At 70.9% G+C, this 19,489-nt stretch carries 18 protein-coding genes; 10 read left to right on the forward strand and 8 right to left on the reverse strand.

Features of this window, described 5'->3' with window-relative positions:
* Nucleotides 1-53 precede the first annotated feature (53 nt).
* A complete protein-coding gene (locus ACZ5PB_RS28590; RefSeq protein WP_468694961.1) occupies nucleotides 54-1,211 on the forward strand; it encodes an ABC transporter ATP-binding protein in 1,158 nt (385 codons plus the stop codon).
* A gap of 46 nt (nucleotides 1,212-1,257) precedes the next feature.
* Here the strand turns inward: ACZ5PB_RS28590 and ACZ5PB_RS28595 are convergent, their stop codons facing one another.
* A complete protein-coding gene (locus ACZ5PB_RS28595) occupies nucleotides 1,258-3,105 on the reverse strand; it encodes a phosphatidylglycerol lysyltransferase domain-containing protein (protein WP_468694962.1) in 1,848 nt (615 codons plus the stop codon).
* Nucleotides 3,106-3,253: 148 nt separating this feature from the next.
* On the opposite strand from ACZ5PB_RS28595, the gene ACZ5PB_RS28600 reads away from it, so the two are divergent.
* Nucleotides 3,254-4,366 (forward strand): alpha/beta hydrolase, encoded by a 1,113-nt coding sequence (locus ACZ5PB_RS28600; RefSeq protein WP_468694965.1) that lies wholly within the window; start codon nucleotides 3,254-3,256, stop codon nucleotides 4,364-4,366.
* A 90-nt stretch (nucleotides 4,367-4,456) separates the two neighbouring features.
* Here ACZ5PB_RS28600 and ACZ5PB_RS28605 read toward each other — a convergent pair whose 3' ends face one another.
* A complete protein-coding gene (locus ACZ5PB_RS28605; RefSeq protein ID WP_468694967.1) occupies nucleotides 4,457-5,383 on the reverse strand; it encodes an NADP-dependent oxidoreductase in 927 nt (308 codons plus the stop codon).
* Nucleotides 5,384-5,547: 164 nt separating this feature from the next.
* Here ACZ5PB_RS28605 and ACZ5PB_RS28610 point away from each other — a divergent pair, with 164 nt between their 5' ends.
* The 6 genes from ACZ5PB_RS28610 to ACZ5PB_RS28635 all read left to right on the forward strand — a co-directional run bounded on the left by ACZ5PB_RS28610 (nucleotide 5,548) and on the right by ACZ5PB_RS28635 (nucleotide 9,026).
* Nucleotides 5,548-6,015, forward strand: coding sequence for a MarR family winged helix-turn-helix transcriptional regulator (locus ACZ5PB_RS28610; RefSeq protein WP_468694968.1), 468 nt, complete (start codon nucleotides 5,548-5,550; stop codon nucleotides 6,013-6,015).
* A 16-nt stretch (nucleotides 6,016-6,031) separates the two neighbouring features.
* The gene (gene folP, locus ACZ5PB_RS28615; protein WP_468694970.1) at nucleotides 6,032-6,913 is read left to right on the forward strand and encodes a dihydropteroate synthase; all 882 of its coding nucleotides are present in this window, start codon (nucleotides 6,032-6,034) and stop codon (nucleotides 6,911-6,913) included.
* A complete protein-coding gene (locus ACZ5PB_RS28620; protein WP_468694972.1) occupies nucleotides 6,910-7,365 on the forward strand; it encodes a nuclear transport factor 2 family protein in 456 nt (151 codons plus the stop codon). The genes folP and ACZ5PB_RS28620 overlap by 4 nt, the downstream gene beginning before the upstream one ends.
* A 180-nt stretch (nucleotides 7,366-7,545) precedes the next feature.
* Nucleotides 7,546-7,905: a dihydroneopterin aldolase gene (gene folB / locus ACZ5PB_RS28625; protein ID WP_468694974.1), complete on the forward strand. Its 360-nt coding sequence runs from the start codon at nucleotides 7,546-7,548 to the stop codon at nucleotides 7,903-7,905.
* Nucleotides 7,902-8,501 (forward strand): 2-amino-4-hydroxy-6-hydroxymethyldihydropteridine diphosphokinase, encoded by a 600-nt coding sequence (gene folK / locus ACZ5PB_RS28630; protein WP_468694976.1) that lies wholly within the window; start codon nucleotides 7,902-7,904, stop codon nucleotides 8,499-8,501. Before folB ends, folK begins: the two co-directional genes overlap by 4 nt.
* Before the next feature lie 51 nt (nucleotides 8,502-8,552).
* Nucleotides 8,553-9,026 carry a DUF3180 domain-containing protein gene (locus tag ACZ5PB_RS28635; RefSeq protein WP_468694978.1) on the forward strand — a complete coding sequence of 158 codons (474 nt, stop codon included), beginning with the start codon at nucleotides 8,553-8,555 and terminating at the stop codon, nucleotides 9,024-9,026.
* A 117-nt stretch (nucleotides 9,027-9,143) separates the two neighbouring features.
* Here ACZ5PB_RS28635 and folE read toward each other — a convergent pair whose 3' ends face one another.
* From folE to dacB, 6 genes are all read right to left on the reverse strand, one after another.
* Nucleotides 9,144-9,749 carry a GTP cyclohydrolase I FolE gene (gene folE / locus ACZ5PB_RS28640; protein ID WP_468694979.1) on the reverse strand — a complete coding sequence of 202 codons (606 nt, stop codon included), beginning with the start codon at nucleotides 9,747-9,749 and terminating at the stop codon, nucleotides 9,144-9,146.
* A gap of 119 nt (nucleotides 9,750-9,868) precedes the next feature.
* Nucleotides 9,869-11,905 carry an ATP-dependent zinc metalloprotease FtsH gene (ftsH, locus tag ACZ5PB_RS28645; RefSeq protein ID WP_468694981.1) on the reverse strand — a complete coding sequence of 679 codons (2,037 nt, stop codon included), beginning with the start codon at nucleotides 11,903-11,905 and terminating at the stop codon, nucleotides 9,869-9,871.
* Between the two features lie 208 nt (nucleotides 11,906-12,113).
* The gene (gene hpt / locus ACZ5PB_RS28650) at nucleotides 12,114-12,674 is read right to left on the reverse strand and encodes a hypoxanthine phosphoribosyltransferase (protein WP_468694982.1); all 561 of its coding nucleotides are present in this window, start codon (nucleotides 12,672-12,674) and stop codon (nucleotides 12,114-12,116) included.
* Between the two features lie 29 nt (nucleotides 12,675-12,703).
* Nucleotides 12,704-13,765: a tRNA lysidine(34) synthetase TilS gene (gene tilS / locus ACZ5PB_RS28655; RefSeq protein WP_468694984.1), complete on the reverse strand. Its 1,062-nt coding sequence runs from the start codon at nucleotides 13,763-13,765 to the stop codon at nucleotides 12,704-12,706.
* 187 nt (nucleotides 13,766-13,952) lie between these two features.
* Nucleotides 13,953-15,083, reverse strand: coding sequence for a zinc-dependent metalloprotease (locus ACZ5PB_RS28660; RefSeq protein ID WP_468694985.1), 1,131 nt, complete (start codon nucleotides 15,081-15,083; stop codon nucleotides 13,953-13,955).
* A gap of 71 nt (nucleotides 15,084-15,154) precedes the next feature.
* Complete coding sequence (gene dacB, locus ACZ5PB_RS28665; RefSeq protein WP_468694987.1) at nucleotides 15,155-16,561, reverse strand: D-alanyl-D-alanine carboxypeptidase/D-alanyl-D-alanine endopeptidase; 1,407 nt, start codon at nucleotides 16,559-16,561, stop codon at nucleotides 15,155-15,157.
* 193 nt (nucleotides 16,562-16,754) lie between these two features.
* Between dacB and ACZ5PB_RS28670 the strand changes: the two genes are divergently transcribed.
* Nucleotides 16,755-17,249 carry an inorganic diphosphatase gene (locus ACZ5PB_RS28670; RefSeq protein WP_185034151.1) on the forward strand — a complete coding sequence of 165 codons (495 nt, stop codon included), beginning with the start codon at nucleotides 16,755-16,757 and terminating at the stop codon, nucleotides 17,247-17,249.
* Nucleotides 17,250-17,426: 177 nt separating this feature from the next.
* The gene (locus ACZ5PB_RS28675; RefSeq protein ID WP_468694989.1) at nucleotides 17,427-19,355 is read left to right on the forward strand and encodes a threonine/serine exporter family protein; all 1,929 of its coding nucleotides are present in this window, start codon (nucleotides 17,427-17,429) and stop codon (nucleotides 19,353-19,355) included.
* Nucleotides 19,356-19,489: the final 134 nt, after the last annotated feature.

The following is a 19,489-nucleotide window of genomic DNA, read 5'->3' on the forward strand; positions in this document are numbered from 1 at the left end:
CGGCAACACGCCCTTCACACAAGTTCCTCCACCCACCGTCACAATGGGGCCCCATGATCCGGTTCGAGCACGTCACCAAGCGCTACGCCGACGGCACCACCGCCGTCGACGACCTGTCCTTCGAGGTCGCCGCGGGTGAACTCGTCACGCTCGTCGGCCCTTCGGGCTGCGGCAAGACCACGACCATGAAGATGGTCAACCGGCTCATCGAACCGACCGGGGGCCGCATACTCCTCGACGGCCAGGACATAGCCGAGGCCGATCCGGTCGAACTCCGGCGCCGCATCGGCTACGTGATCCAGCAGGTCGGCCTCTTCCCGCACAAGACCGTCCTCGACAACACCGCGACCGTCCCGCACCTGCTGGGCGTCAAGCGCACCCAGGCACGCACGCGTGCCGCCGAACTCCTCGACCTGGTCGGCCTCGACCCCAAGGTCTACGGCTCCCGCTACCCCGAACAGCTCTCCGGCGGCCAGCGCCAGCGCGTCGGCGTCGCCCGCGCCCTCGCCGCGGACCCGCCCGTCCTGCTCATGGACGAACCCTTCGGCGCCGTCGACCCGGTGGTCCGCGAACACCTCCAGAACGAGTTCCTCAAGCTCCAGTCCCAGGTGCGCAAGACGGTCCTGTTCGTCACCCACGACATCGAGGAAGCGGTCCGGCTCGGTGACCGGATCGCGGTGTACGGGCAGGGCACCATCGAGCAGTTCGACGCCCCGGCGGCGGTCCTCGGCGCACCGGCCACGCCCTACGTGGCGGACTTCGTGGGTGCCGACCGGGGCCTGAAGCGGCTGTCGGTCACGCCCATCGAGGAGTCCGACCTCGACCAGCCGCCCGTGGTGCACCTCGACGACCCGCTGAGGACGGCCACCGCACGGCTGTCCGCCGAGGGCGCCCGCTGGGCCGTGGTGCTCGACAGCGAGGACAACCTGCACGGCTGGATCCCGGCCGACGCCGTCGGCTCCGGCGGCACGGTCCGCGAGCACGCCCGCCGCATGGAGGCGTGGCTGCCGGTCGGCGCCTCCCTCAAGCAGGCCTTCGCCACCATGCTCCAGCACGACGCGGGCTGGATCGCCGTGATCGACGAGGCGAGCGAGGGCCGCTTCCTGGGCGTGCTGACCCCGGCCCGGCTGCACGAGGCGCTGCGCCGCTCGATCGACGCGGACGGCCGCAAGGTCTCCCGTACCGAGGTGGAAGTGGAAACGGTCGGCTGAGCCCGGGACCTCAGGTCCCGCTTCCCCAGGTCCCGGGCCCCGGGTCTCAGACCCTCGTCGTCTCCGGCACGGCCGCCGGCCGCTCCACGTGCGCGCACGGCTTCGGCTCCCGCTTCGCGGACGCCTTCCTGGCGAAGGGGCGCGGCAGCCCCAGTGTGACGAACCCCTCCGCCTGCATGGCCGCGAAGCCGATGCGCGGCAGGTCCCGCGTCGTACGGAAGACCACGAAGCGCGGCTCCCAGCGCGGGCGGAACTTGGCGTTGAACTTGTACAGCGACTCGATCTGGAACCAGCGGGAGAGGAAGACCAGCAGCCCCCGCCAGCCGCGCAGCACGGGGCCTGCCCCCAGCTTCTCCCCGCGCGCCAGTGCCGAGCGGAACATGGCGAAGTTGAGGGAGACCTTCTTGATGCCGAGTTCCGGGGCGGCCGTCAGGGAGGCGACTATCAGCAGTTCGTTCATGCCGGGGTCGGCGGCGCGGTCGCGGCGCATCAGGTCCAGCGACATGCCGTCCCGGCCCCACGGCACGAAGTGCAGCACGGCCTTGATGTCTCCGTAGGGGCCCGGCTGGGCGCCCTCCTCGTCGGCCTTGTGGGCGGTGGCGATGAAACAGTCCTCGTCACCCGGCTCGCCGACCCGGCCGAGCGCCATCGAGAACCCGCGCTCGGTCTCGGTCCCGCGCCAGTCGGCCGCGGCCCTTCGTATCCGCTCCAGTTCCTCCTGGTCGAGGTCACCGACCCGGCGCACCCTGGTCACGTAACCGTTGCGCTCGATCCGCTTCACCATCTGCCGTACGTTGCGCATCGCGCGGCCGGAGAGGGAGAAGTCGGGGACGTCGACGACGGCCTCGTCGCCGAGCTCCAGGGCGTCGAGTCCGGTCTCGCGGGTCCACACCTCGCCACCGGTCTCCGAGCAGCCCATCACGGCCGGCGTCCAGGAGTGCGCCTTCGCCTCGTCCATGAACCGCTCGATGGCGCCCGGCCAGGCCTCGACGTCGCCGATCGGGTCGCCCGAGGCGAGCATCACACCGGACACGACGCGGTACGTGACCGCCGCCTTGCCGCTCGGCGAGAAGACCGCCGCCTTGTCGTGGCGCAGCGCGAAGTGCCCCAGCGAGTCACGGGCGCCGTGCTTCGCCAGCAGGGCGCGCAGCCGGACCTCGTCTTCCTCGGTGAGGCGGGCGGCCGGGTGCTCGGGGCGCAGGGCCAGGTAGGCGGTGGTGATCGCGGTGATCCAGCCGAGCGCGCCCAGCGAGTAGCCGACGGTCCACGAGGCCTGGCCGCCGTACGACAGGGGTCCCTCCAGGCCGACCAGCCCGTACAGGACGTGCTCCAGGCGGTCGATCAGTCCCGGGTCGCCGACCAGCTTCCTGGGGTGCGAGCTGACGATGAGCAGGCCGAGCCCGATCGAGCCCGCGCCCATCAGCACGAAGTTGGCGAGCGCCTTCCAGCGGCTGCGCGGGTCGGGCAGCGCGGAGAACTCACTCCGGTGGACCAGCAGCAGCGCGAAAAGCGCGAGCGCGATCAGCACGCCGAGCACCGAGTTCCGGTACGCGTACTGGGCGACGGCCCCGACCGGCAGCAGCACGACCGCCGAGCGCCAGGCCCGCCGCTTGCGGCGTTTGAGCCCGTGTGCCAGGAGCAGCAGCAGAATGCCCACGGTCAGCGAGAACGCGGCGGCGAAGGGCCCGAAGGTGCCGGGCAGCACCTCGGCGATGCTGTGCATCCGGCTGTGCCGGAAGCGGGGGAAGATCCCGGACGCGATGTCGAGCAGACCGACGAGCGTAACCGCCGCGCCCACCAGCGCGGGGACCTTCTCGGGACGCGGCCCCCGGAGGATCCGCCGCACCCGGCCCGGAACCCCTCCGGACTTATCCCCATCTATTCTGATTGACATCGCTTCCCGAGGTTTCCGCGAGGGTTTTGTGCCCGTGGAACTTGGAGAAGGTCCGTCCGGGCAACGTGCGCCCACTAGGACGACGCTTCCGGGGGGTGGGTTCATTCAGCTCTCAGGAAATCCTCATTCAGGAAGTAACGATCTCGTCATGGGTCTCACCAGTACCAAGGTCCTCGCGCTCGCGGTAGTGATCGCGATCCTGCTCTTCGCCGTCACGATCTGGCTCTGGCCCCGCCTGTCGGGCCGCAGCTGGCGGGCCGTCCTGGGCAGGGTCGGGATGCTGCTGGTGACGCAGCTGGCACTGTTCGCGGCGGTCGGTCTCGCGGCGAACAAGTCGTTCCTGTTCTACGGGTCCTGGGCCGACCTCTTCGGCCAGGAGGAGGGCGTGGGCGTGGTCGTCGACCACGCGCAGGGCGGCGGCAAGCAGACCCAGCTCATCGGCACGCGCGCGATGGACGTGCCCGGCGGCAACAAGCCGTCCGTCGGCGGTCAGATACAGGAGGTACGGATCCAGGGCCGCGACTCCAAGATCGCAAGCCCGGCCTTCGTGTACCTGCCGCCGGAGTACTTCCAGCCGAAGTACGCCAAGAAGAACTTCCCGGCCACCGTCGTGCTGACCGGCTACCCGGGCACCGCGATGAACCTGATCAAGGGCCTCCGCTACCCGCAGACCGCGCTGATGCAGGCCCGCGCGGGCAAGGCACAGCCGATGATCATGGTCATGATGCGGCCGACGGTGGCCCCGCCGCGCGACACCGAGTGCGTGGACATCCCCGGCGGCCCGCAGACCGAGACGTTCTTCGCCAAGGACCTGCGCGAGGCCGTCTCCTCCTCCTACCGGGTCGGTACGAAGGCGGAGAACTGGGGCTTCATGGGGAACTCCACCGGCGGCTACTGCGCGGTGAAGATCGCCATGCAGCACCCGGACAAGTTCGCCGCGGGCGCCGGTCTCTCGGCGTACTACAAGGCGGCCGACGACCCGACCACCGGCGACCTCTTCGGCGGCGACAAGAAGCTGAAGCAGCGGGCCGACCTGCTGTGGTCGCTGGACAACCTGCCCGCCCCGAAGACCTCCCTGCTGCTGACCACGAGCAAGAAGGGCGAGGACAACCTCAAGCCGACGCTGAAGTTCATCGACAAGGTGAAGCCGCCGACGCACGTGTCCTCGATCACGCTCAACAGCGGCGGCCACAACTTCAACACCTGGAAGCGGGAGATCCCTGCGGCGGTGGAGTGGCTGAGCAAGAAGCTCACGGCCTGAGGCCCACCGCGCACGCCGGTGCCCCACTGCTGACGCCGGCACCCCACCACTCACGCCGGTGCCTCACTACTCACGCCGGTGCCCCCGCGCTCACGCCACGCTGATCGCGATCTTCCCCCGGGTGTGGCCGCCGATGCTCTCCCGGAAGGCGTCCGCGGCCTTCTCCAGCGGGTAGACCGCCGCGACCTCCACCTTGAGCTCGCCCCGCTCGACCAGGTCGCCCAGCGCCGTCAGGTCCGCCGCGTCCGGCCGGACGAAGACGTAGTGGCCGCCGAGCTCCAGCACCGCGCCGTCCGCGATGGACGCCAGCCGGCCGCCCTCGGCGAGCAGCTGCGGCGACACCTGGAGCGCGTCGCCGCCGACCAGGTCGAGCACCGCGTCGACGCCGTCCGGCGCCACGGCGCGCACCCGCTCGGCCAGTCCTTCGCCGTACGTCACGGGGGTCGCGCCCAGCGAGCGCAGGTAGTCGTGGTTGCGCTCGCTGGCGGTGCCGATGACCTTCGCCCCGTGCGCCCGCGCGATCTGCACGGCCAGCGAGCCGACGCCGCCCGCCGCCGCGTGCACCAGCACCGTCTCCCCGTCCTGGATCCGCAGGCTGCGGTGGAGTGCCTGGTACGCGGTGAGTCCGGCCAGCGGCAGTCCGGCCGCCTCCTCGAAGCTCATCCCGGCCGGCTTGCGGGCCAGCGTGCGGATCGGGGCGGCGACGTACTCGGCGAAGGTGCCGCGCGAGACGAAGTCCTCGCGTACGTACCCGATGACCTCGTCGCCCGCCGCGAACTCGGTGACCGAGGCGCCCGCCTGCTCGACCACGCCCGCCACGTCCCAGCCCGGCACCACCGGGAAGACGGCGTCCAGCGCCGGGTCGAGGTACCCGGCGAGGACCTTCCAGTCGACCGGGTTCACCGAGGCCGCGCGGACCTTGACGAGGACCGAGTCGGGGCCCAGCTTGGGCATCGGCCGCTCGCCGTACTCCAGGGCGTCGGGGCTGCCGTATGCGCGGTACGAGATTGCCTTCATGGGGGGTGCCGTCCAATCGCTCAGTCACTGGGTCGCCAGGACGCTGGGTCACTGGGCCACGAAACCACTCAGAAATACTCAAAGGTGGAGAACCTCAAGCATTTCTCTCGACCGTAAACCTCAATGGTTGAGATGGTCAAGTTTCCCGGCGTACACTGCGTGTCATGGCAGCCACCTCTCTTCCGTCCTCCGGGACGGCCCCGACGACGGCCGAGCTCATCGAGCGGCTGGCTTCGTCCTTCGGGCTCTACTACGGCGACTTCACCCTCGCCGCCGCCACCGCCGGGCTCACCCCCAGCCAGGCCAAGGCGCTCAGCGTGCTGCGCGGCGCCCCCGCACCGATGCGCGCCCTCGCCACCACCCTGGCCTGCGACGCCTCCAACATCACCGGGATAGTGGACCGGCTGGAGAAGCGGGAGCTGGTGCGCCGCGAGCCCGGCGCCACCGACCGCCGCGTCAAGAACGTCGTACTGACCGAACTCGGCGAGCACACCATCGACACCATCCGGGCCCGCATGCACAGCACGCTCGGCGGCCTGGACACCCTGGACGACACCGACCGGAGCACCCTGTACGCGCTCCTCGGCCGGGTTTTCCAGCACGGCACCGACGGTCCGGAGAGCACCTGCTGACGCCTAGGCTGGGCGTATGAGTACGTTGCGCACGCGCCCCGCCCAAGGACTGCCAGAAGGCCTCCCGGAAGGGCTGCCCCGGTGGGACCGCTGCGCGGTCATGGGTGTCGTCAATGTGACGCCCGATTCCTTCTCCGACGGCGGCCGCTGGTTCGACACCGCGGCGGCCGTCAAGCGCGGCCTCGCCCTGGTCGCCGAGGGTGCCGACCTGGTCGACGTGGGCGGCGAGTCCACCCGCCCCGGCGCCAGCAGGGTCGACGCCGGCGAGGAGCTCAAGCGGGTGGTGCCCGTGGTGCGCGGGCTGGTCTCCGAGGGCGTCACCGTCTCCGTCGACACCATGCGCGCCGCCGTCGCCGAACAGGCCGTCGCCGCCGGCGCGGTCCTGGTCAACGACGTCAGCGGCGGCCTCGCCGACCCGGACATGATCCCCGCGGTGGCCGCCGCCGAGGTGCCCTTCGTCGTCATGCACTGGCGCGGCTTCAGCGAGAACATGAACAGCCTCGCCGTGTACGACGACGTGGTCGCCGAAGTCCTCGCCGAGCTCCACGCGCGCGTGGACGCGGTCGTCGCGGGCGGCGTCGCCCCCGGACGGATCGTCGTCGACCCCGGCCTCGGCTTCGCCAAGAACGCCGGGCACGACCTCGCCCTCCTCGCCCACCTCGGCGACCTGGGCGCCCTGGGTCACCCGCTGCTGGTGGCCGCCTCCCGCAAGCGCTTCCTGGGCCACGTGCTGGCCGGGGAAGGCTCCGCGCCGCCGCCGGCCCGGGAACGCGACGCCGCCACCGCCGCCGTCTCCGCGATCGCCGCCCACGAGGGCGCCTGGGCGGTCCGGGTCCACGAGGTGCGGGCCACCGCCGACGCGGTCCGGGTCGCACGCGCCGTGGCAGGCGCGAAGTGACGCCCCCCACCGCCGACGCCGAACAGGTCGAACTGGCCAACACCGCCTTCTACGAGTGCCTGGAGCGCGGCGACTTCGAGGAGCTGTCCGCGCTCTGGCTCGCCGACGACATCTCCTGCGTGCACCCCGGCTGGCCGGTGCTCTCGGGGCGCGGCGAGGTGCTGCGGTCGTACGCGCTGATCATGGCGCACACCGAGTACATCCAGTTCTTCCTCACCGATGTGAAGGTCTCGGTGATGGGCGACACCGCCCTGGCCACCTGCACCGAGAACATCCTCAGCGGCGGGCCCGCCGAGGAGAGCGGCGAACTGGGGCCGCTGGTGGGCCAGTTGGTGGTGGCGACCAATGTGTTCCGGCGTACCCCGGACGGCTGGCGGCTGTGGGCGCACCACGGTTCACCCGTACTGGCCGATGCGGACGAGGACGACGAGGACGAAGATTCCTCCTCCTGAATGGGTAGGAGCCTTGGAAGAAAAGCCCCGGAAGGGCCCCCTCCACAGGATCTCCCGGTAACGTCCGCGCCCCCTCGGACGGGGGCTGTCGGTGCCCGCAGGTAGATTCGATGCCAGGTGAGGTGCCGCCCGCATGCGGTACGGAGCCCCTTTGGACTACGAACAGCAGGAGTGATTCGCGTGGATCGTGTCGCGCTGCGCGGCCTCAAGGCCCGTGGGCACCACGGCGTGTTCCCCAGGGAACGCGAAGAGGGCCAGACCTTCATCGTGGACATCGTCCTCGGCCTGGACACCCGTCCGGCCGCCGCCGACGACGACCTGACGAAGACCGTCCACTACGGAGTGGTGGCCGAGGAGGTCGTGCAGGTCGTACAGGGCGAACCGGTCAATCTGATCGAGACGCTCGCCGAGCGGATCGCACAGCAGTGCCTGAAGCACGACGGGGTCGACGAGGTCGAGGTGCGCGTCCACAAGCCGGACGCCCCGATCACCGTGCCCTTCGACGACGTGACCATCACCATCACCCGGAGCCGTGTATGAAGCCCATGCAGAGCGACCCCACCGTCCAGCCGGTGCCCGCCTCCGTGACGGAGCAGGTGGACGCCGCCGACATCACCCTCTCCAACCCCAAGTGGGCGGTGATCGCCCTCGGCAGCAACCTGGGCAACCGCCTGGAGACCCTCCAGGGCGCCGTGGACCTCCTGGAGGACACCCCCGGCGTCCGGGTCAAGGCGGTCTCCCCGGTGTACGAGACGGAGCCGTGGGGCGTCGACCCCGGCAGCCAGCCCTCGTACTTCAACGCGGTCGTCCTGGTGAAGACCACCCTCCCGCCGTCCTCCCTGCTGGAGCGCGGGCAGGCCATCGAGGAGGCCTTCGACCGGGTCCGCGAGGTGCGCTGGGGACCGCGCACCATCGACGTCGACATCGTGTCGTACGCCAACGTCGTCTCCGACGACCCGGTCCTCACCCTCCCGCACCCGCGCGCCCACGAGCGCGGCTTCGTGCTCGCCCCGTGGCACGACGTGGACCCCGAGGCGGTCGTCCCCGGCCGGGGCGCGGTCGCCGAACTCCTGACGGGCGTCGGCACCGAGGGCGTACTCGCGCGCGTGGACCTGGAACTCCGACTGCCCGAGTAGGCGTTGTACGAGCATGGAACCGGCACACGACCCGACGGAGAACGGAACCTCGTGAAGCAACTACGGCTCGGGGTACTGGCCGGCGTGTTCGCCGTGTCCGGCGTCCTGTCCTGGGCGGGCGCCCGGCTCTGGGCGTCGATCGACAGCCTGCCCGGGGTGCCGGTCGCGGCGCCGGTCGTGCTGGCGCTGATCGCGGCGGTCCTGCTGGCCACGGCGCTGGCCCTGCGGGCGCGGCTGCGGGCTCAGCGGGAGCGGCGGCCGGACGCCAAGGGGGTCGATCCCATGCTCGCCGCCCGGGCGGTCGTCTTCGGGCAGGCCAGCGCCCTGGTGGCGGCCCTCGCGGCGGGTGTCTACGGCGGACTGGGCGTCCACTACCTCCTGGACGGCCTGGACCTCCCGCTCCGCCGCACCCAGGCCCTCTACTCCGGCCTCTCGGTCCTGGCCGCTGCGGCCATCATCGCCGCCGCCTTCTTCCTGGAACGCGTCCTCCGCCTCCCGGACGACGAGGACGAGGCCCCCGCCTAACCCAGCCCCCGCCCCCCGGGGGCGGAACGGGCGGGCAAGGGGGGCGGCCCCCGGCGGAGCCGAACCCCTCGCCCCCGCCTCATCCCCGCCATGGCCCCCATCCCGTAAATGGCAGCGTCAGCGGGCCATGATGAGGCTCATGGCTTCCGCGCGGGTGGCGGGGTCGCGGAGCTGGCCCCGGACCGCAGAGGTGATCGTCTTCGCGCCGGGCTTGCGCACCCCCCTCATCGTCATGCACATGTGCTCGCACTCGACGACCACGATCACCCCGCGCGGCTCCAGTATCTCCATCAGCGAGTCCGCGATCTGCGTGGTCAGCCGCTCCTGCACCTGGGGGCGGCGGGCGAAGACGTCCACCAGGCGGGCCAGCTTGGACAGTCCGGTGATCTTGCCGTCGGCGGACGGGATGTAGCCGACGTGGGCGACGCCGTGGAAGGGCACCAGGTGGTGCTCGCAGTTGGACATCACCTCGATGTCCTTGACCAGCACCATCTCGTCGTGGCCCAGGTCGAAGGTGGTCGTCAGGACGTCCTCGGGCCGCTGCCGCAGACCCGCGAATATCTCCTGGTAGGCCCGCGCCACCCGTGCCGGGGTCTCCCGCAGACCCTCGCGGTCCGGGTCCTCGCCGACGGCGATGAGGAGCTCGCGCACCGCGTTCTCGGCGCGCTTCTCGTCGAACTCGCCGATGGTGGCCTCGCCGTCCAGTGTCACCGGGTCGGTCATCAGTGCCTCGTTCCTGTGGTTCGCATCCGTAGGGATACGGAAATGCCGCGACCCCCAGGCTAAAACCTGGGGGTCGCGGCATCCATTCCGGGCCGGGTGTTAACCCGGTTACGGAACGGTCAGCTGTTCTCCGGGCGGTCCTCCGGGACCGGCTCGGCCGCCTGGGTGGCGTCCTTGGTCACCGAGGTGATCGCGGGCGTCACACCGTTGGCCGCACCGTTGGTGAGGGCCAGTTCCTTCGGCGAGAGCACCGGAGGCCGGGTGGAGGGCGTACGGCGTGCCGAGCCGGTCCACGCGGGACGGGCCGGACGCTTCACGATCGGCTCGAAGATCTCGGCGATCTGCTCCTTGTTCAGCGTCTCCTTCTCCAGGAGGGCCAGCACCAGGTTGTCGAGGACGTCGCGGTTCTCGACCAGGATCTCCCACGCCTCGTTGTGCGCGGTCTCGATGAGCTTCTTGACCTCTTCGTCGACGAGCGCGGCGACCTCTTCCGAGTAGTCGCGCTGGTGCGTCATGTCCCGGCCCAGGAAGGGCTCGGTGTTGTCGCCGCCGAACTTGATCGCGCCGAGGCGCTCGGTCATGCCGTACTGCGTGACCATCGCGCGGGCCGTACTGGTGGCCTTCTCGATGTCGTTCGCAGCGCCCGTCGTCGGGTCGTGGAAGACGAGCTCCTCGGCCGCGCGCCCGCCCAGCATGTAGCCCAGCTGGTCGAGCATCTCGTTGCGGGTCGTGGAGTACTTGTCCTCGTCCGGGAGCACCATGGTGTAACCCAGGGCCCGGCCGCGCGACAGGATCGTGATCTTGTGGACCGGGTCCGAGTTCGGGAGGGCCGCCGCGACCAGGGCGTGGCCGCCCTCGTGGTACGCGGTGATCTTCTTTTCCTTCTCGGACATGATCCGGGTCCGCTTCTGCGGGCCCGCCACGACGCGGTCGATCGCCTCGTCGAGCATGTGGTTGTCGATCAGCTTCATGTTGCTGCGCGCGGTGAGCAGCGCCGCTTCGTTCAGCACGTTCGACAGGTCCGCACCCGTGAAGCCGGGCGTACGACGGGCGACCGCGCCCAGGTCGACGTCCGGGGCGACCGGCTTGCCCTTCTGGTGGACCTTGAGGATCTCCAGACGGCCCTGCATGTCCGGACGGTCGACCGCGATCTGCCGGTCGAAACGGCCCGGGCGCAGCAGCGCCGGGTCGAGGATGTCCGGGCGGTTGGTGGCGGCGATCAGGATGACGCCGCCCTTCACGTCGAAGCCGTCCATCTCGACGAGCAGCTGGTTGAGCGTCTGCTCGCGCTCGTCGTGACCGCCGCCCATGCCGGCGCCGCGGTGGCGGCCGACGGCGTCGATCTCGTCGACGAAGACGATCGCCGGGGCGTTCGCCTTGGCCTGCTCGAAGAGGTCACGGACACGCGAGGCGCCGACACCCACGAACATCTCGACGAAGTCGGAACCGGAGATGGAGTAGAAGGGAACCCCTGCTTCGCCCGCCACGGCGCGCGCCAGGAGCGTCTTGCCGGTACCGGGCGGGCCGTACAGCAGCACACCCTTGGGGATCTTGGCGCCGACGGCCTGGAACTTCGCCGGCTCCTGGAGGAATTCCTTGATCTCGTGGAGTTCCTCGACCGCCTCGTCGGACCCGGCCACATCGGCGAAGGTCGTCTTCGGGGTGTCCTTGGTGATGAGCTTCGCCTTGGACTTCCCGAACTGCATGACCCGGGAGCCGCCGCCCTGCATCTGATTCATCAGGAACAGGAAGACGACGACGATGAGGACGAAGGGCAGCAGGGTGAGCAGGATCCCGACGAAGGCGTTCTGCTTCGTCGGCGTGACGGTGTAACCGTCCTTGATCTTGCCTTCCTCGTACATCTTGTCGAGCTTGACGGTGAGCCTGGAGCCCTGGTCCCCGATGTAGCTCGCCTGGATCTTGGAGCTGTCGTCGACCTTCTGGTCGCCCTTCAGCTGCACCTTGATGATCTGTTCTTCACCGGTGGTGACCTTGACCTGGTCGACCTGACCCTTGTCGATCGCCTGGATGACCTTGCCGGTGTCGACCGTCTTGTAGCCGCCAGACGAGCCGACGACCTGCATCAGCACGACCACGGCGAGGACGGCCAGCACGATCCACATGACCGGCCCACGGAAGTATCGCTTCACGTCCATCCATACGGGGCGAACTGCGCCCCGTCCCTCCTGCCCGTAGGTAAATGCCGCTGAATAAAAGACTGTTCTTCGGACGGTACCCCAGCATTGTCACCCGCGACCGCAGGGGACGGATGACAAACCTGCCTTCCCCTGCTCCAACGGCGGGAATTGCGCGAGGGTTCCCCGGAACTGCTCCAGAAGGGCGTCAGAGCCCTTCCGGACGCGCTCAGCCCCCGTAGACGTGGGGCGCGAGGGTCCCGACGAAGGGGAGGTTGCGGTACTTCTCGGCGTAATCCAGGCCATATCCGACGACAAACTCATTGGGAATGTCGAAGCCGACCCACTTCACGTCGATGGCGACCTTTGCGGCCTCCGGCTTGCGCAGCAGAGTGCACACATTCAGGGAGGCCGGTTCACGCGAGCCGAGGTTCGACAGCAGCCACGACAGCGTCAGGCCGGAGTCGATGATGTCCTCGACGATCAGGACGTGCTTGCCCTTGATGTCGGTGTCCAGGTCCTTGAGGATCCGGACCACTCCGGAGGACTGGGTGCCCGCGCCGTACGACGAGACCGCCATCCAGTCCATCGTGAGGGGGGTGGACAGCGCACGCGCCAGGTCCGCCATCACCATCACGGCGCCCTTGAGCACACCGACGATGAGCAGGTCCTTGCCCGCGTACTCCGCGTCGACCTTCGCGGCCAGCTCGGCCAGCTTCGCGTCGATCTCTTCCTTGGTGATGAGCACCGACTTGAGGTCGGTGCCCATGTCGTTCGCGTCCACCCGCATCACTTTCGTAGAACTTCGGCCCTGCCGAATCAGCCCTGCCGAATGACCAGTCTGCCACCCTGCCGCTGAGCCTCCACCCGGCCGGGGAGGTTGATGGCCCCCTGGCCCCGCCATCCGGTGATCAGGCGGTCGACCTCCTCGATGTGCCTGGCGAAGAGGGACCCGGCGGGCGAACCGGCGTCGACGACCGCCCGGCGCAGCACCCGGCGGCGCACCGCGGGCGGCAGCGCGTAGAGCTTCGCGCACTCCAGCCGGCCGGTCGCGTCCCGTACGGAGGAGGCGGCCTCGGCGGCCCAGTGGTCGAGGGCGTCCGCGTCGTCGCGGGAGAGCTGGGCCGTACGGGCGAGGGCTTCGACGACGCCCTTGCCGAGCGCCTTCTCCAGGGCCGGGAGGCCTTCCTGGCGGAGCCGGGAGCGGGTGTAGGCGGGGTCGGTGTTGTGCGGGTCGTCCCAGACGGGCAGCGACTGGACCATGCAGGCCTTGCGGGCGGTCTGCCGGTCGACCTGGAGGAAGGGGCGGCGGTAACGCCCGGCCGCCCCCGAGACGGCCGCCATTCCGGAGAGCGAGCGGGTGCCGGAGCCCCGGGCGAGGCCGAGGAGGACGGTCTCGGCCTGGTCGTCGCGGGTGTGGCCGAGGAGGACGGCGGCGGCGCCGTGGCGCAGGGCGGCGCCGTCCAGGGCGGCGTAGCGGGCGTCGCGGGCGGCGGCTTCCGGGCCGCCCGCCCGGCCGACGGTCACCGCGACGGCCTCGGCGGGGGCCAGTCCGAGTGCGGTCATCCGGCTGACGACCTCGGCGGCCCGGGTGCCGGAGCCGGCCTGGAGGTTGTGGTCGACGGTGATGCCGCCCGCCCGGATGCCCAGCTTGGGCGCCTCGAAGGCGAGCGCGGAGGCGAGTGCCATGGAGTCGGCGCCGCCGGAGCACGCCACGAGCACGAGCGGGGAGTCCCCGTCCGTGCGCGGACGCAGCGGGTTTTCGGTGCTGCGGTTCTCGGTGCTGCGGTTTTCGGTGCTGCGGTGATGGTCGTTCAGTACGTCGTGGAGTACGCGGCGGACCGCCAGGCGTATCGCTGCGACCGCAGGATGGGGACCCATGTCCGGTGCCCTTCGGTGGAGTTGGGGTGCCTCGGGAGGGAGGCGCCTCTGTCACGGAGAGTGCGTAGATGGTGACAGAAACGAGCGGTTACCCGAGCATTGCACGCCTACCCAGCGGTTACGGTCCCTCAGATGGGTGATTTAAGGGGCGTTTCCCTTACCGTTCCTGCCGTCGCGCGCACCCGGATCACGCTTCTCCTTTACGGTGCACCCGCGCGACCCAGTCCGCCGGTTTGGCGATCTCCGACTTGGTCGGAAGCGTGTTGGGCGAGGTCCAGATCCGGTTGAAGCCGTCCATGCCGACCTCGTCGACGACCGCGCGGACAAACCTTTCGCCGTCCTTGTACTGCCGCAGCTTGGCGTCCATGCCGAGCAGCTTGCGCAGGGCCAGGTCCAGGCGGCTGGCGCCCTTGGCGCGGCGCTGCTGGAACTTCTCGCGGATCTCGGCCACGGACGGCACGACCTGCGGACCGACCCCGTCCATGACGTAGTCGGCGTGCCCTTCGAGCAGGGACATCACGGCGGTCAGCCGGCCGAGGATCTCGCGCTGGGCGGGGGTCTGCACCAGTTCGACGAGGCTGCGCCCGTCCTCGCCCTCCTCGCCCTCGGGGCGGCTCCCGGCGAACGCCTGGGCGGCTTCGCGGAAGCGCTCCAGGACCGTCATCGGGTCGACCTCGGTCTCACCGAGGAACGACTGGATCTCGCCCTCCAGGTGGGCGCGCAGCCAGGGCACCGCGGTGAACTGGGTGCGGTGGGTCTCCTCGTGCAGGCAGACCCAGAGGCGGAAGTCGTGCGGGTCGACGCCGAGTTCGCGCTCGACGTGGACGATGTTGGGGGCCACCAGGAGGAGCCGGCCGCCGGAGCTCTCCCCCGCGTGCAGGTCCCGGCTGGCCGGGGCGAACGTCTCGTACTGGCCCAGCACCCGCGAGGCGAGGAACGACAGCAGCATGCCGACCTCGACGCCGGTGACCTTGCCGCCGACGGCACCGAGGACGGCGCCTCCCGGGGTGGCTCCGCGCCGCTCCTGCATCTTGCCCAGGAGCGGCTTGAGCAGCTCCCGGAACCCCTCGACGTTGGCCTTGACCCAGCCGGCCCGGTCCACCACCAGGACCGGGGTGTCCTCGGGCTCGGTTCCTTCGGGGATCATCCGGGTGAAGGCCCGGACGTGTTCCTCGGACGCCTTGGCGTGCCTGCGCAGCTCCGCGACGACCGCGCGCGCCTCGTCCCGACTGATGTCGGGGCCCGGCCTCACGAGTCGGGTCGCGGTTGCCACCGCGAGCTTCCAGTCGACCATCTCGGCACCACCGATGCTCGTCATGCGTCAACCGTACGTTGTCGAAGGCGTACGGGGAGGAGGGTCGCGCCGACCGTCCCCGCCGAACGGCCGGATTACCCGGCGAGGGTGGAGGCCAGGGTGTCCAGGGCCTTCTGGGCGGGGTCGGGGGCGGGGGTGTTCCCGGCCAGGAAGGCGAAGGCGAGGAGCCTGCCGTCCTTGGTGGCCACCGTTCCGGCCAGGGTGTTGAGGTGGCTCAGGGTGCCGGTCTTGGCGCGGACCAGGCCGGTGCCCCGGGCGTCGCCGGTGTAGCGGGTCGCGAGGGTGCCGCTGAAGCCCGCGACCGGGAGGCCGGTGAGGACGGAGCGGAGTTCGGGGTGGGCCGGGTCCGCGGCGCGGGCCAGGAGCGCGGTGAGGAGGCCTGCCGAGAGGCGGTCGTTGCGGTCCAGGCCGCTGCCGTCGGCGAAGTTCGCACCGGTCAGGAGCCCCTCGCCGGGGAGGCCGAGCGACGCCAGCCGGTCGTACACGGCCTTGCCCGCGCCCTCGAAGCTCGCTTCCTCGCCCGCCGCCAGCGCCGTCTGGCGGGCCAGGGCTTCGGCGATGTCGTTGTCGCTGTGGGTGAGGGTGCGCTCGACCAGGGCGGAGAGGGGGGCGGAGAGGTTCCTGGCGAGGGGGGCCGCGTCGGCGGGGGCCTTCTCCGAGACCGGCTCGCCGGACAACTCGACGCCCAGGGAGCGGAGTTCGGCGGCGAAGGCGCGGGCCGCGTCGCCCGCCGGGTCGGGGGTGCGGTCGCCGATGCCGCTGCGGGTGCCGTCGGTGCGGCCCTCGTTGACCATCAGCGGGGTGACGCGGGCGAGGTTCTCGTTGCCCGCGCCGATGGGGTGGATGTCGGGGCCCGTGTAGAGCGTCGTGTCGTACGAGAGGGAGACGGCCCCGGCGCCCTTGTCGCGCAGGGCGCGGGCGGTGTCCGCGGCGAGTGCGCGCAGGTTCTCCTTCTCCAGGGTGGGGTCGCCGCCGCCCTTCAGGACGATCCGCTTGCCGTCGGGGGCGGCCAGCACGGTGGTGGCGATGCGGTGGTCGGGGCCGAGCGCGGACAGGGCGGCGACCGTCGTGGCGATCTTCACGGTGGAGGCGGGCGTCATCGCGGCGCCCTCCCCGCGCGCGTACAGCTGCTTCCCGGTGGTCACGTCCACGACGGAGGCGGTACGCAGCGGGCCGAGGGCGGCGCTGTCCAGGAGCGGGTCGAGCTTCTCCTTGAGGCGGCCGTTCCCGGCGGTTCCTGCGGCGCCGCCGAGTGCGCCGAGGACGGCGCGGGCGCTGGGCGCGGGGTCCGGTTCGGCCGGATCCGGGCGCGGGATCGCGTGATGTGCGCCACCCGTACGGTCCTGGGCGGCCGCGAGCTCCCGCTCGGCCTTACGCTGACCGGAGTCCCAGGGCCCCGCCACGGCCACCGCACCGGCCGCCAGTGCCAGTCCGGCCACGGCGGAGCCCGCCGTGAGCTGCCAGGTCTTGAGCTTGGGCACTGCGGACCAGCCCCTTTCGCGATCACAGGTCTGCGTGAGGGACACTTAACCACTGCGTCCTGCGCGAGCAGGGCACCTGGCGGGGCACAACGGCCCATTCGGCCGGGGTCCCGGGGGGTCGAATACGCCTCTTCCTCCGGTGCGGGCGGACGCAGCATCCCAGAAGACTGTGTTGATCATGGAGGAGCCACCCGTGGAGTTCGACGTCACCATCGAGATTCCGAAGGGTTCGCGGAACAAGTACGAGGTGGACCACGAGACCGGCCGGATCCGTCTGGACCGTCGACTCTTCACCTCGACCAGCTACCCCGCGGACTACGGATTCGTCGAGAACACCCTCGGCGAGGACGGTGACCCGCTGGACGCGCTGGTCATCCTCGACGAGCCCACCTTCCCCGGCTGCGTCATCAAGTGCCGCGCCATCGGCATGTTCCGGATGACGGACGAGGCCGGCGGCGACGACAAGCTGCTGTGCGTCCCGGCGTCGGACCCGCGGGTGGAGCACCTGCGCGACATCCACCACGTGTCGGAGTTCGACCGCCTGGAGATCCAGCACTTCTTCGAGGTCTACAAGGACCTGGAGCCGGGCAAGTCCGTCGAGGGCGCCGACTGGGTCGGCCGCACCGAGGCCGAGGCCGAGATCGAGGCCTCGTACAAGCGCCTGGAGGCGCAGGGCGGCGCCCACTGACGCGCTGCGCCTAGGCGTCGGCCGGATGTGATGCGGCGGGCGGTACTCCCTCACGGAGGGGGTACCGCCCGTTTCGCGCGTTCCGGCGGGGTTGCCCGTGGGGCGGGTGATGTGGGTTCGTGGACATACTGGGCAGGCGGGAACTGGCCGGGCAGCGAAGTGGCGGGAGCGAGGCGAGTGGTGGCGGAGTCGGAGCGGGACAGGAGCGGTGCCGGGACGGAGGAGACCCGTACACCGCCGCCCGACGGCGGCAAGGGCGGTGACAAGGGTCCCGAGGACCGGAAGCCGCGGTCCGATGCGGCGCGGAGCGGGTTCGTCGCGCCCGGCGGGGTCGAGGCGGTCCAGGCGATTCCGATCATCGTGCCCGGGCCGGCGGGCGGTTCCGCCGTCGAGGACGATCCGCAGGTCACCTCGGAGTTCGCGCTGCCCAAGGGGCTGGAGGGGCTGACCCCCGCCGCTGTCGAGGACGATCCGCAGGTCACCTCGGAGTTCTCGCTGCCCAAGGGGCTCGCACCCGAGGCACCGGCCGAGAAGGAACGTTCCGCCTTCGAGGCGCCGAAGACCGCCGCCCAGCGGCAGCGGCTGCAGCGGGACATCCAGGACCGGGCCGCCGGGTTCGACTCCCCGAGGACCTACCGGGCCCGGCACTCGCCGCCCGCCTTCACGCCCGCGCACGGCATACCCATGGTCAAGCTGACCAAGGAGGCCCCCTGGCAGGACCGGATGCGCACCCTGCTGCGCATGCCCGTCGGGGACCGCCCCCTGCCGGAGAGCGTGCAGCGGCACGGCGACGACGAGGACTCCGGGCCCGCCGTCCCCCGCGTGCTCGACCTGACCCTGCGCATCGGCGAGCTGCTGCTCGCGGGCGGCGAGGGTGCCGAGGACGTCGAGGCGGCCATGTTCGCGGTGTGCCGGGCCTACGGGCTCGACCGCTGCGAGCCCAACGTCACCTTCACGCTGCTGTCGATCTCGTACCAGCCCTCCCTCATCGACGACCCGGTGACGGCCAGCCGCACCGTGCGCCGCCGGGGCACCGACTACACCCGTCTGGCGGCCGTCTACCGGCTGATCGCCGACATCACCGCCGAGGACACGGACGTCACCCTGGAGGAGGCGTACCGGAGCCTCGCGGAGATCCGCAGGAACCGGCACCCGTACCCCGGCTGGGCGCTCACCGGTGCCAGCGGGCTGCTCGCCGGGTCGGCTTCGGTGCTGGTCGGCGGTGGCGTCATCGTGTTCGTCGCGGCGGCGCTGGGCGCGATGCTCGGCGACCGGCTCGCGTGGCTGTGCGCGGGGCGCGGGCTGCCGGAGTTCTACCAGTTCGTGGCGGCGGCGATGCCGCCGGCCGCGATGGGCGTCGCGCTCGCCTTCGTACCGGAGAACGTGGTGAGCGGCATCCTGCCGTCCGCCGTGATCACCGGTGGTCTCTTCGCGCTGCTGCCCGGACGTGCGCTGGTCGCGGGTGTGCAGGACGGGCTGACCGGCTACTACATCACCGCGTCCGCGCGGCTCCTCGAAGTCATGTACTTCTTCATCGCGATCGTGATGGGCGTCCTGATCGTGCTCTACGCGGGTGCCGGGCTGAACCCGAACCTGCACCCGGACGCCACCATGAACGTCCAGTCCCGCCCGGTCATCCAGATCCTGGCCTCGATCGCGCTGTGCTTCGCCTTCGCGATCCTGCTCCAGCAGGAGCGCAGCACCGTGCTGATGGTGGCGCTCAACGGCGGTGTCGCCTGGATCGTCTTCGGCGCGATGAACACCACGGGGGACATCTCGGCGGTCGCGGCGACGGCCGTGGCGGCGGGGCTCGTCGGCCTCTTCGGGCAGCTCTTCTCGCGCTACCAGTACGCGTCGGCGCTGCCGTACGTGACGGCGGCGATCGGGCCGCTGCTGCCGGGTTCGGCGACGTACTACGGGCTGCTGGGCATCGCGCAGAACGACGTCAACGCGGGCCTCGCCTCGCTCTCCAAGGCGGCGGCCATCGCCCTGGCGATCGCCATCGGCGTGAACCTGGGAGGCGAGATCTCCCGGCTCTTCCTGCGGATTCCGGGCGCCAGGGAGGGCGGCGCCCGCCGGGCGGCGAAGCGGACGAGGGGCTTCTAGGTTCTGGTGTACGGGGAAGGGGCGGGGGGGGGGGGGGGGGGTCCCCCCCCCCCCCCCCCTCCTCCCCCCCCCCCCCCCCCCCCTTTTTTTTCGTTTCCCCTCTTTGTGGCGAAACCAACCCCGCGGGGGCGGGG

This window comes from Streptomyces sp. NPDC032721 (genome assembly GCF_055579625.1).

Excerpts from the sequence above, each read along its gene's own strand:
- hpt (WP_468694982.1), bottom strand. The coding sequence starts at position 12,674 with ATGCGGGTGGACGCGAACGACATGGGCACCGACCTCAAGTCGGTGCTC.
- ACZ5PB_RS28590 (WP_468694961.1), top strand. The coding sequence starts at position 54 with ATGATCCGGTTCGAGCACGTCACCAAGCGCTACGCCGACGGCACCACC.
- ftsH (WP_468694981.1), bottom strand. The coding sequence starts at position 11,905 with ATGGACGTGAAGCGATACTTCCGTGGGCCGGTCATGTGGATCGTGCTG.
- ACZ5PB_RS28660 (WP_468694985.1), bottom strand. The coding sequence starts at position 15,083 with ATGACGAGCATCGGTGGTGCCGAGATGGTCGACTGGAAGCTCGCGGTG.
- ACZ5PB_RS28610 (WP_468694968.1), top strand. The coding sequence starts at position 5,548 with ATGGCAGCCACCTCTCTTCCGTCCTCCGGGACGGCCCCGACGACGGCC.
- ACZ5PB_RS28595 (WP_468694962.1), bottom strand. The coding sequence starts at position 3,105 with ATGTCAATCAGAATAGATGGGGATAAGTCCGGAGGGGTTCCGGGCCGG.
- tilS (WP_468694984.1), bottom strand. The coding sequence starts at position 13,765 with ATGGGTCCCCATCCTGCGGTCGCAGCGATACGCCTGGCGGTCCGCCGC.
- folK (WP_468694976.1), top strand. The coding sequence starts at position 7,902 with ATGAAGCCCATGCAGAGCGACCCCACCGTCCAGCCGGTGCCCGCCTCC.
- ACZ5PB_RS28605 (WP_468694967.1), bottom strand. The coding sequence starts at position 5,383 with ATGAAGGCAATCTCGTACCGCGCATACGGCAGCCCCGACGCCCTGGAG.
- folP (WP_468694970.1), top strand. The coding sequence starts at position 6,032 with ATGAGTACGTTGCGCACGCGCCCCGCCCAAGGACTGCCAGAAGGCCTC.
- ACZ5PB_RS28600 (WP_468694965.1), top strand. The coding sequence starts at position 3,254 with ATGGGTCTCACCAGTACCAAGGTCCTCGCGCTCGCGGTAGTGATCGCG.
- folE (WP_468694979.1), bottom strand. The coding sequence starts at position 9,749 with ATGACCGACCCGGTGACACTGGACGGCGAGGCCACCATCGGCGAGTTC.